Genomic DNA, 10,397 nt, shown 5'->3' with positions numbered 1-10,397 from the left:
CCCGGAGGACCGTCACCGCACCCGACAACACCCCGCCCGCCGCAGGCGCCACGGCGAGAAACCACCACGGCGGGCCAGCCGACAACGTACGCGGCACCGCACAGCGCACAACGCACAACGGCGAGCAACCCCCACGGCGGGACAGCCAACGACGTGGGAGGCCCCCGCTTACGCGGGGACGCAACGCCCGTCCTCCGTGCGGTAGTTCCAGCGGGCGCCGTCGGAGACGAGTTCCTTGACCGCTCGCAGGAAGCGGTCGACATGCTCGTCGGGCGTGCCCGCGCCGAAGGACACGCGGATGGCGTTGAGGGAGCTTTCGCCGGGGGCCGCGTCGGGGGCGCCGCACTCGCCGGGGTCCTGCGGGGCGCTGCCCAGCAGGGTGCGGACGAGCGGGTGCGCGCAGAAGAGGCCGTCGCGGACGCCGATGCCGTACTCGGCGGAGAGGGCGGCGGCGAAGTGGGAACTGTTCCAGCCGTCCACCACGAAGGAGATCACGCCGACGCGCGGGGCGTCGTCGCCGAAGAGGGAGAGGACGCGCACCTCGGGGACCTCGGCCAGCCCCGCGCGGACCCGCGCGATCAGCTCCTGTTCGCGGGCGACGAGTGTGTCGAAGCCCGCCTCGGTGAGCGCCTTGCAGGCGGAGGCGATGGCGTAGGCGCCGATGACGTTGGGCGAGCCGGCCTCGTGGCGGGCGGCCGTGGTGTGCCATTCGACGTCGACGCCGCCGTCCGGGCGCCGCGAGACCGTGCGGCTGGCGCCGCCGCCCGCCAGGTACGGGTCGGCGTCCTGCAGCCAGTCCGCACGGCCGGCCAGAACACCGGCGCCGAACGGCGCGTACAGCTTGTGGCCGGAGAAGGCGACCCAGTCGACGTCGAGTTCGGCGAGGTCGACGGGGTGGTGCGGGGCGAGCTGCGCGGCGTCGAGGACGATCCGGGCGCCGTGCGCATGCGCCGCGGCGGCCAGTTCGCGGACCGGCCACAGTTCGCCGGTGACGTTGGAGGCGCCGGTGACGCAGACCAGGGCCGGGCCGTAGGGCTCGCGGTCGGCGAGGGCTCGCTCCAGGGTTGCGACGGCCTGCGCCGGGGTGCGCGGGGCGTTGAGGTAGGTGACCGTCAGGTCGGCGCGCTGTTCCCAGGGCAGCAGCGAGGCGTGGTGCTCGGTCTCGAAGACGAATACCCGGGTGTTCTGCGGGAGTACGGCGGCGAGGAGGTTGAGCGAGTCGGTGGTGGAGCGGGTGAAGACCACTTGGTCGCCTTCCCGTCGCCCCTCACCGGCCTTGCCCGACGGGTCTTCGCCCGGGCCTCCTTCGATACGGCAGCCGAGGAAGTCGGCAACCGTGCGGCGGGCGTTCTCGAAGAGGTCGGTGGAGAGCTGCGAGAGGTATCCGGCGCCGCGGTGCACGCTGCCGTAGTAGGGGGCGTAGGCGGCCACGTCGTCCCAGACCCGCTGCAGTGCCGGGGCGCTGGCGGCGTAGTCCAGCGCGGCGTAGTCGACCTCGCCGCCGGTCACGAGCGGGACCCGGACGTCCCGGCCGAGGACCGGCAGCGGGGCGCAGACGGAGCGGTCGGCGGCAACGGCGGAAACGGACATGGCGAACTCCCGTGAGGCGTGAGCGAATTCGCTGCGGGGCAGGGCGCGGCGGCGCTTTCGGGTGTGCGGAAGCGCGCGGCGCGGGGCGCAGCGTGAAAGGAAAAAAGGGGTGCGGAAAAGGGGCCTTGGGGCCCTATCGCATTCGCTGATTCACGGAAGTTCTCCCTCGGGGACCAGGATCCCTGGCGAGGGATCCGCGCTTGCCGCAGACCTCGCTGACTGCGGCCTGGTCATCACCCGGGGCACCCCGCCACGGAAGGAGGGTTGCCGGACAGCGGGCCGGGGCCTGTGTCGCTGTCACTCGTGACCTGCGCAGCATCATGCCACAAGAGCGTTTACGCGCAAGGGCCCGGTCCATATGACGGACCGGGCCCCGCGTCACACCCTGCGTCACCGACCGCTCAGGCGTTGCTGGCGGCCACCCAGCGCTCCAGCGCCCGCTTGGCCGCGCCCGAGTCGATCGAGGCGGCGGCCCGCTCGATGCCGCGCCGGATCTGCTCGGCCAGCGGGGCGTCCGACGGCTCCAGCGCGGCGAGTGCGGCCGCGGAGTTCAGCAGCACCGCGTCGCGGACCGGGCCGGTCTCGCCGTCCAGCAGCCGGCGGGCGACGTCCGCGTTGTACGAGGCGTCGGCGCCGCGCAGCGCCTCGACGGGGACGAGGGGGATGCCGACGTCGCGGGGGTCGAAGGCCTCCTCGCGGACCGTGCCGTCGCGCACGATCCAGACCCGCGAGGTGGCGGTGGTGGTCAGCTCGTCGAGGCCGTCGTCGCCGCGGAAGACCAGGGCGGAGGAGCCGCGCTCGGCGAGCACGCCGGCCAGGATGGGCGCCATCCGGGCGTCCGCGACGCCGGTGGCCTGGGCCTTCACCCGGGCGGGGTTGGTCAGCGGGCCGAGCACGTTGAACGTGGTGCGGATGCCGAGCTGGCCGCGGGCGTTGGCGACGTGCCGGAGGGAGGGGTGGAACTTCACCGCGAAGCAGAAGGTGATGCCGGCCTCCTGGGCGACCTCGGTGACCCGCTGCGGGGTGAGGTCGAGGTTGACGCCGAGCTTCTCCAGGACGTCGGAGGCGCCGCTGGCGGAGGACGCGGCGCGGTTGCCGTGCTTGACGACCTTGGCGCCGGTGCCGGCGACGACGATCGAGGACATGGTGGAGATGTTGACGGTCTTGGCGCCGTCGCCGCCGGTGCCGACGATGTCGACGCTGGGGCCCGGCACCTCGATCAGCCGGGCGTGCTCGTACATCGTCCGGACCAGTCCGGAGATCTCCGCGACGGTCTCGCCCTTGGCGCGCAGGGCCACCGCGAATCCGGCGATCTGGGCGTCGCTGGCCTCGCCCCGCATGATCCTGTCCATCGCCCAGGCGGTGTCGTCGGCGGTGAGGTCGCGGCCGTCGAGCAGGGCGTTCAGGAGGCCCGGCCAGGTGTGGGCCGCCACGCTGTCGCCGCCTGCCGGGGTCACAACGTTCATGGTCCACGCTCCTGGTGTCTGTCCTGCTTATGCCGTTCACCCTATCGAGACGGACGGCACGCCGGAGGGCCCCGTCCGACGTGCGGACGGGGCCCTCTGGGTGGCGTACTACCTACGGTGCGCTACGAGGCGCGCGAGTGATCAGTGGTGGCCGTGGCCGCTGGTGATCTCCCGGTACTCCTCGACCGTGGGCTTGGGGATGACGTTGTCCTCGCCGTAGTAGCTCTTGGAGAGCTTGGCGCGGAGCTTCTGCGACCGCTTGATCTTGCGGCGGACGCCGTTCTCGTCGACCTCCGGGCCCAGCTCGAACGGCTCGGGCTGCTCGTGCTGCGTCAGGAAGTGCAGCTGCTCCTGGTTGAGCGGCTCGTGGACCTCGATGAACTCACCGTGCGGCAGGCGCTTGATGATGCCGGACTCGCGGCCGTGCAGCACCTTGTCCTTGTCGCGCCGCTGCAGACCCAGGCAGATCCGCTTGGTGGCGATGAAGGCCAGCACCGGGCCGACGAAGAACGCGATCCGGACGAACCAGGTGATCGAGTTGATCGACAGGTGGAAGTGGGTGGCCCACAGGTCGTTACCGCCACCGATCAGCATCACGAAGTACGCGACCAGCCAGGCCACACCGAAACCGGTGCGGGTGGGCACGTTGCGCGGGCGGTCCAGGATGTGGTGCTCGCGCTTGTCACCGCGGACCCAGGACTCGACGAACGGGTAGACCGCGATGGCGACCAGGACGAGCGGGAAGAGGAGGATCGGGATCAGCACACCGAAGTTGATGGTGTGGCCCCAGAAGTTCCACTCCCAGCCCGGCATGACACGGACCAGGCCCTCGGCGAAGCCCATGTACCAGTCCGGCTGCGCACCAGTGGAGACCTGGTCCGGCCGGTACGGCCCTATGGCCCACACGGGGTTGATGCTGGCGACCGCGGCGATCACCGAGATCACGCCGAAGACCAGGAAGAAGAAGCCTCCGGCCTTGGCCATGTAGACCGGCAGCAGCGGCATGCCGACGACGTTGGTGTTGGTCTTGCCGGCACCCGGGAACTGCGTGTGCTTGTGGTAGAAGACCAGGATCAGGTGCGCCACCAGCAGGCCGAGCATGATGCCGGGCAGCAGCAGCACGTGGATCGTGAAGAACCTCGGGATGATGTCGTGCCCGGGGAACTCGCCGCCGAAGATGAACATCTGCAGGTACGAACCGACCAGCGGCATCGCCAGGATGACGCCCTCGATGAACCGCACGCCGGTGCCGGAGAGCAGGTCGTCGGGGAGTGAGTAGCCGGTGAAGCCGGTGAACATGCCGAGCACCAGCAGCAGGAAGCCGAACAGCCAGTTGACCTCGCGCGGCTTGCGGAAGGCGCCGGTGAAGAACACCCGCATCATGTGGACCATCATCGCGGCCAGGAAGACCAGCGCCGCCCAGTGGTGGATCTGGCGGATGAGCAGACCACCCCGGACGTCGAAGCTGATGTCCAGCGTCGACTCGAAGGCCTGGGTCATCCGGATCCCCTGCATGGGCACGTAGGAACCGTGGTAGGTCACCTCGGCCATGCTCGGGTGGAAGAACAGCGTCAGGTAGACACCGGTCAGGATGATGATGATGAAGCTGTAGAGCGCGACCTCACCCAGCATGAAGGACCAGTGGTCCGGGAAGATCTTGCGCATGTTGGCCTTGGCGAGGCTGTAGATGCCCAGCCGGCCGTCCGCCCAGTCGGCGATCCGCTCGCCCCGCGGCGCCTGGCCGCGGCGCGTGGTGGTCGCGCTTGTCTCGTTACTCATCCGCGCTCCCAGAAGCTCGGGCCGACGGGCTCCTCGAAACCGCTGGCGGCTTCCAGGAAGCCGTCCTTCACCGTGATGTGCAGCTGCGGCAGGGCGTGTCCGGCCGGACCGAAGATCACCCGACCGCCGTCGGAGAGGTCGAACGTCGACTGGTGGCAGGGGCAGAGCACGTGGTGCGTCTGCTGCTCGTACAGGCTGATCGGGCAACCCACGTGGGTGCAGATCTTCGAGTAGGCCACGATGCCCTCGTGGGACCACGCGAGTTCCTGCTTGTCCTTGATGTTCTGCGGCTGGATCCGCACGAGCATCAGGGCGTCCTTGGCGATCTTCTCGTTGAAGTCCTCCTGGTCCTCCTCCAGGCCCTCGGGCTTGGCGAAGGTCAGGGAGCCGACCGCGATGTCCTCGGGACGCAGCGGGAGGTTGGTGGACTGGTTGACCAGGCGGACGCCCTTCTTCCAGTTCGTCGTGCGCAGCTTCGTCTCGGGCAGCGGCCCGAGGTCACGCAGCAGGACGACACCGGAGAGCGGCACCAGGGCCAGCGCACCGAACATCGAGTTGCGGATCAGCTTGCGGCGGCCGAACCCGGACTCCTCGGCGCCCAGCTTGAAGTCCGCCAGGACCTTGGCCTTGACCTCGGGGCTGGCCTCGATCGGGTGGCGGTCGTCGGCGACCTCCACGTCCGACATCAGCGTGCGGGCCCAGTGGACCGCGCCGGCGCCGATGCAGAACAGGGCGGCACCCAGGGTCAGGCCGAGCGCGAAGTTCAGCGCGCTGATGTGGCCGATCGGCCAGATGTAGACGATCTTGTCGATCGGGATGGCCACGTAGGCGGCGATGAAGGCCACCGTGGCGATCATGGACACCAGGAAGAGCAGGGCGACGGTGCGCTCGGAGCGCTTGGCGGCCCGCTCGTCGATGTCCTGCTTGCGGTGCTCGTGGGCCGGCAGGCCCGGGTCGGCGAACGGGTCGTCCGCCGGGCGCACCGCGCCTTCGTGAGCCTCCCGCTCACCGGGCAGAATTTCTTCTGGCACGTCTTCGTGTCGTCCAGTCTCGCTCATGACTTCTTGGCCTTCGTAGTCCGGGCTGCGACCCAGATGGCGACCGCGACCAGCGCGCCCAGGCCGAAGATGTAACCGAAGAGACCCTCACTGACCGGACCGAGACCGCCGAGGTCGAGGCCGCCGGGGCTCTCGGATTCATCGCCGTTGACGGCGCCGAGGTACGCGATGATGTCCTTCTTGTTCTGCTTGCTCAGCGAGCCGTCACCGAAGGAGGGCATGTTCTGCGGGCCGGTTTCCATGGCCTCGTAGATGTGCTTCGGGTCCACGCCCTCCAGCGTCGGTGCGAACTTGCCGTCGGTGAGGGCGCCGCCCTTACCGGTGAAGTTGTGGCACTGCGCGCAGTTGGTGCGGAACAGCTCGCCGCCCTTGGCGATGTCGGCGCCCTTGGAGTCGTACTGCGACTTCTCCGGGATGGTGGGGCCGGCACCCAGCGACGCGACGTAGGCCGCCAGCTGCTCGCGCTGGGCGTTGTTGTAGATCGGCTTCTTCCGCGGCACCTGGGCGCCGGGCTGCTGGGCCGGCATGCGGCCGGTGCCGACCTGGAAGTCGACGGCTGCGGCACCGACGCCGACCAGGCTCGGGCCGTCGGTGGTGCCCTGACCGCCGGTGCCGTGGCAGCTGGCACAGCCCACGGCGTAGAGCTTCTTGCCCTCCTTGATGGCAAGGGACTGGGCGGTGTCATCGGCCTGAGCCTTGTCCGCCGGCGCGAACGCGGCGTACAGCCCCCCGGTGACCGCCAGCGCGAAGAGTAGGACGACGAGCGCCGCCAGCGGATGGCGCCGTCGTGCGGAGAGCTTTTTCACGGATTACCCCGGTGTCAGGATCTTCTGCGTCGATGCTTTGGCTATGTCTGTCTGATCTGCGGGTCGGTCGGACCGGTCAGCGGATCAGGTAGATCGTGGCGAAGAGGCCGATCCAGACGACATCGACGAAGTGCCAGTAGTAGGACACGACGATGGCCGCGGTGGCCTGCGTGTGGGTGAACCTCTTGGCCGCGTACGTCCTGCCCAGGACCAGCAGGAAGGCGATCAGACCGCCCGTCACATGCAGTCCGTGGAATCCGGTGGTCAGGTAGAACACCGAGCCGTACGGGCCGGACGAGAGCGACAGGCCCTCGTGCTTGACCAGCTCGGTGTACTCGAAGACCTGACCGCCGATGAAGATGGCACCCATGATGAAGGTGACCACGAACCAGGCCCGGAGCTTCTTGACGTCGCCGCGCTCGGCCGCGAAAACGCCGAGCTGGCAGGTCAGCGAGCTGAGCACCAGGATCGTGGTGTTGGTCGCGGAGAACGGAAGGTTCAGCGCGCTGGCCGATTCCTTCCAATAAGCCTCTCCGGTCACGGATCGAAGGGTGAAGTACATCGCGAAGAGGGCCGCGAAGAACATCAGCTCGGAACTCAGCCAGATGATGGTTCCGACGCTGGTGAGGTTCGGCCGATTGACCGACGGGTGCGCGTGCCCGGTTTCTACTGTCGTTGCTGTCGCCACGACCGACATTATGTCGGTCGCTTATCCCGCCCTCACTCCGGGGGGTGCCGTTCGGTGTGTCAAGGACGTATGCCCTGCTCGTACGGCCCATTTCCGGCGTCGCCCGAAGGAGGGAAGGCCGGCCGCCGGTACGGTCCCGCGGTCCGCGCGGGCCCGGTCCTGACGGGCCGTCGGGCAGATCTTCGGTCCTTTCGCCCCCTGCTGCGGGGGCCCACCGCGGGAGTAGCATCCGGCCCATCAGCCCCACCCGATGCTGTGCCGCTACGAAGAGCGTGGAGGAACGATGCAGGCGACTGCCACGGTGCTGGTCTACAGCGACAACGCGGGCACCCGCGAGCAGGTCCGGCTGGCGGCCGGCCGGCGCCCCGCCGCCGATGCCCCGGAGATCGAGATCCTGGAGTGCGCCACCGCACCGGCGGTCCTCGAAGCCCTGGAGCAGGGCGGCATCGACGTCTGCGTGCTGGACGGCGAGACCGCGCCGGCGGGCGGTATGGGCGTCTGCCGGCAGATCAAGGACGAGATCTTCCGCTGCCCGCCGGTGCTGCTGCTGATCGGCCGCCCCCAGGACGCCTGGCTGGCCACCTGGAGCCGCGCGGACGCCGCGGTGACCCATCCGATCGATCCGGTGGCCTTCGCGGACGCCCTGGCCGGCCTGCTGCGCCGCAGGAACCTCGTACAGGCCTGAGGCGCCGCGCTGAGGGCCGCTGGAGGCCGTTTCAGATCTTCGGGCGCAGCCGGGCGTCGGAGCCGGGGTCCTGCTGCCGCTCGGCGGCTCCTGTGGTGCTGGACGCCTTGTTCTTGAGGGCGCTGCCGGCGCGCCATTCCTTCCAGGGCATGTTCCAGTCGCCGAAGCCGTTGTCGAACGGCGTCATGGTGTCGCCGCCGCTGTTGATGACCTTGACGATGTCGCCGACCCGCACGGTGTTGAAGAACCACTGGGCGTTGCCGGTGGACATGCCGGTGCAGCCGTGGCTGACGTTGGCCGCGCCCTGTGATCCGACGGACCAGGGCGCGGCGTGCACGTACTCCCCGCTCCAGGTCACCCGGGTGGCCCAGTAGACCGGCAGGTCGTAGGAGTCCGAGCTGCCGGCGGCGATGCCGACGGTGGAGCTGCGCATCCGGACGAAGCTCTCCTTGCCCAGGATGACCTTGACGCCGTTGCGGGTGGAGAAGCCGGGCTTGCCGGTGGTGACCGGGATGGTGTTGATGGACGTGCCGTTGCGCAGCACGGTCATCTGGTGCGCGGCCGCGTCGGTGATGGCTTCCACGCGGTCGCCGGTGGTGAGTTTGACGGGCTTGGAGGGGCCGCCGTACAGCCCCTTGGCGATCTTCAGGCCGGCCAGGTTGCTGTGTACCGAGATGGTGGCGTGGGCCGGCCAGTAGACCTTCGGGCGGAAGTGCAGCTTCTTGTCGTCCACCCAGTGCCAGGCGCCCTCGACGCGCGGCATGGAGTCGACCTTGAGGGCGCTTTCGACGATGGCCCGGGCCTTGGGGTCCTTGATGGGCCGGCTCAGCTCGGCGGTGACCGGCTGGCCGACGCCGTATTCGCCGCTCTCGGGGCCGAAGGCGGCGGTCAACTGGCCGTCCGCGTCGGTGGTGTGCACCACCAGCGTCTTGCGGCCGGGGGTGCCGTCCTCCTCCTCGGTGCTGACCCGCACCGTGTAGCGGGTGCCGGCGGCCAGGGGCACCGTGGTGCGCCAGTGCCGGCCGTCGGCGCTCAGTTCGCCGCGTACGAAGCGGCCGGTGGAATCGGTGGCGGTCACGTCCGTGATCCGCGCGTCATCGTCCTTGACGGAGACCTCGATCGGTTTGTCGGGGTCGGCTTTCTGCTTTCCGTCCGGGGTGTTGGCGGTGATCTGGTCGCCCGCGTCGTAGGGATTGGCGGAGAGCGGTTCCGACGCCGAGCCCCCGCACGCGGCAGTGCTCACCGCGAGGGGCACGAGCAGGAGGCCGCAGCTCAGCACCGTCCGGGTTCGAGGTCTGTGACTCATGCCCCAAAAATATGAAGAATCACCTGCTCCAGCGCGCTGGAGGACTGCAAACGGGTAGTCCCCGCTTCCCCCGAACGGGGCGGGCCCGGACACCTTTTGAGGTGTCCGGGCCCGCTGTACGGCGTGTTGCCGTGCATCTGCCGCTTCGTACGCCTACTGCGTGCGGTTCTCACCGCGGTAGTACTCGAAGACCCAGCCGAAGAGGCCGACCAGGATCACCGGGGTCGAGAAGTACAGCAGCCACCAGCCGAAGACGACGCCCAGGAAGGCGAGCGCCCCACCGACGGCCAGGGACAGCGGCTGCCAGCTGTGCGGGCTGAAGAAGCCCAGCTCACCGGCGTCGTCGGAGACCTCCGCGTTCTCGTTGTCCTGCGCACCCGCGTCGACCCGCCGGGCCGTGAAGGCCAGGTAGTAGCCGACCATGATGCACAGGCCGAAGGCGAGGAAGAGTGCGGTGGTACCCGCGGGCTCCTTCGACCAGACGCCATAGACGATCGCCATGGCCAGGACGAAGACGGAGAGCCAGATGAACATCTTGCCCTGGACCTTCACTTGCCCGCCTCCTTGCCGCCGGCGATGGCCTTGTCCTCGTCAGTGCCGTGGCCGTTGTGCAGCGCGTCGAGGGCCGCGATCTCCGGGTGGTGCAGGTCGAACGCCGGGGATTCGGAACGAATGCGCGGCAGGGTGAGGAAGTTGTGCCGCGGCGGCGGGCAGGACGTGGCCCATTCGAGCGAACGGCCGTAGCCCCACGGGTCGTCGACCTCGACCTTCTTGCCGAACTTGGCGGTCTTCCAGACGTTGTAGAGGAACGGCAGGATCGACAGGCCCAGCAGGAACGAGCTGATCGTCGAGATGGTGTTCAGCGTCGTGAAGCCGTCGGCCGCGAGGTAGTCCGCGTAACGGCGCGGCATGCCCTCGGCGCCCAGCCAGTGCTGGACGAGGAAGGTGCCGTGGAAGCCGATGAACAGCGTCCAGAAGGTGATCTTGCCCAGGCGCTCGTCGAGCATCTTGCCGGTGAA

10 protein-coding genes and 1 riboswitch are annotated in these 10,397 nt (G+C 69.2%); of the genes, 1 reads left to right on the top strand and 9 read right to left on the bottom strand.

What is annotated here, in order from left to right:
* Nucleotides 1-168: 168 nt before the first annotated feature.
* The 6 genes from AB0G35_RS36940 to AB0G35_RS36915 all read right to left on the bottom strand — a co-directional run bounded on the left by AB0G35_RS36940 (nt 169) and on the right by AB0G35_RS36915 (nt 7,396).
* Nucleotides 169-1,590 (bottom strand): aminotransferase class V-fold PLP-dependent enzyme, encoded by a 1,422-nt coding sequence (locus AB0G35_RS36940; RefSeq protein WP_360959093.1) that lies wholly within the window; start codon nt 1,588-1,590, stop codon nt 169-171.
* Between the two features lie 191 nt (nt 1,591-1,781).
* Nucleotides 1,782-1,899, bottom strand: a riboswitch (SAM riboswitch).
* Nucleotides 1,900-1,991: 92 nt separating this feature from the next.
* Nucleotides 1,992-3,056 (bottom strand): anthranilate phosphoribosyltransferase, encoded by a 1,065-nt coding sequence (trpD, locus tag AB0G35_RS36935; RefSeq protein ID WP_360959090.1) that lies wholly within the window; start codon nt 3,054-3,056, stop codon nt 1,992-1,994.
* Nucleotides 3,057-3,197: 141 nt separating this feature from the next.
* Nucleotides 3,198-4,835 carry a ubiquinol-cytochrome c reductase cytochrome b subunit gene (locus AB0G35_RS36930; protein WP_360959088.1) on the bottom strand — a complete coding sequence of 546 codons (1,638 nt, stop codon included), beginning with the start codon at nt 4,833-4,835 and terminating at the stop codon, nt 3,198-3,200.
* Entirely contained in the window at nt 4,832-5,893 is a 1,062-nt protein-coding gene (locus AB0G35_RS36925; RefSeq protein WP_360959085.1) for a Rieske 2Fe-2S domain-containing protein, read from the bottom strand. The genes AB0G35_RS36930 and AB0G35_RS36925 overlap by 4 nt, the downstream gene beginning before the upstream one ends.
* Nucleotides 5,890-6,699, bottom strand: coding sequence for a c-type cytochrome (locus AB0G35_RS36920; protein WP_360959083.1), 810 nt, complete (start codon nt 6,697-6,699; stop codon nt 5,890-5,892). Before AB0G35_RS36920 ends, AB0G35_RS36925 begins: the two co-directional genes overlap by 4 nt.
* 76 nt (nt 6,700-6,775) lie before the next feature.
* On the bottom strand, nt 6,776-7,396 hold the full coding sequence (locus AB0G35_RS36915; RefSeq protein WP_006606088.1) for a heme-copper oxidase subunit III: 621 nt from the start codon (nt 7,394-7,396) through the stop codon (nt 6,776-6,778).
* Between the two features lie 274 nt (nt 7,397-7,670).
* Here AB0G35_RS36915 and AB0G35_RS36910 point away from each other — a divergent pair, with 274 nt between their 5' ends.
* Nucleotides 7,671-8,072, top strand: a complete 402-nt coding sequence (locus tag AB0G35_RS36910) for a hypothetical protein (RefSeq protein ID WP_030812816.1) — start codon at nt 7,671-7,673, stop codon at nt 8,070-8,072.
* A gap of 31 nt (nt 8,073-8,103) precedes the next feature.
* Here the strand turns inward: AB0G35_RS36910 and AB0G35_RS36905 are convergent, their stop codons facing one another.
* From AB0G35_RS36905 to AB0G35_RS36895, 3 genes are all read right to left on the bottom strand, one after another.
* Nucleotides 8,104-9,378, bottom strand: a complete 1,275-nt coding sequence (locus AB0G35_RS36905) for an Ig-like domain-containing protein (RefSeq protein ID WP_360959080.1) — start codon at nt 9,376-9,378, stop codon at nt 8,104-8,106.
* A 153-nt stretch (nt 9,379-9,531) separates the two neighbouring features.
* Nucleotides 9,532-9,930: a cytochrome c oxidase subunit 4 gene (locus AB0G35_RS36900; RefSeq protein ID WP_360959077.1), complete on the bottom strand. Its 399-nt coding sequence runs from the start codon at nt 9,928-9,930 to the stop codon at nt 9,532-9,534.
* Nucleotides 9,927-10,397 (bottom strand): cbb3-type cytochrome c oxidase subunit I (locus AB0G35_RS36895; protein WP_360959075.1); only part of this gene is annotated, 471 nt, incomplete at its 5' end. The genes AB0G35_RS36895 and AB0G35_RS36900, both read right to left, overlap by 4 nt.

Source organism: Streptomyces sp. NPDC021749, assembly GCF_040640655.1.
Lineage (GTDB): Bacteria > Actinomycetota > Actinomycetes > Streptomycetales > Streptomycetaceae > Streptomyces.
The sequence above is the reverse complement of the archived record's forward strand: the minus strand, read 5'-3'. Positions and strand labels throughout refer to the sequence as shown.

Coding starts and splice junctions, on each gene's coding strand:
- AB0G35_RS36940 (WP_360959093.1), bottom strand. CDS start 1,590: ATGTCCGTTTCCGCCGTTGCCGCCGACCGCTCCGTCTGCGCCCCGCTG.
- trpD (WP_360959090.1), bottom strand. CDS start 3,056: ATGAACGTTGTGACCCCGGCAGGCGGCGACAGCGTGGCGGCCCACACC.
- AB0G35_RS36930 (WP_360959088.1), bottom strand. CDS start 4,835: ATGAGTAACGAGACAAGCGCGACCACCACGCGCCGCGGCCAGGCGCCG.
- AB0G35_RS36925 (WP_360959085.1), bottom strand. CDS start 5,893: ATGAGCGAGACTGGACGACACGAAGACGTGCCAGAAGAAATTCTGCCC.
- AB0G35_RS36915 (WP_006606088.1), bottom strand. CDS start 7,396: ATGTCGGTCGTGGCGACAGCAACGACAGTAGAAACCGGGCACGCGCAC.
- AB0G35_RS36910 (WP_030812816.1), top strand. CDS start 7,671: ATGCAGGCGACTGCCACGGTGCTGGTCTACAGCGACAACGCGGGCACC.
- AB0G35_RS36905 (WP_360959080.1), bottom strand. CDS start 9,378: ATGAGTCACAGACCTCGAACCCGGACGGTGCTGAGCTGCGGCCTCCTG.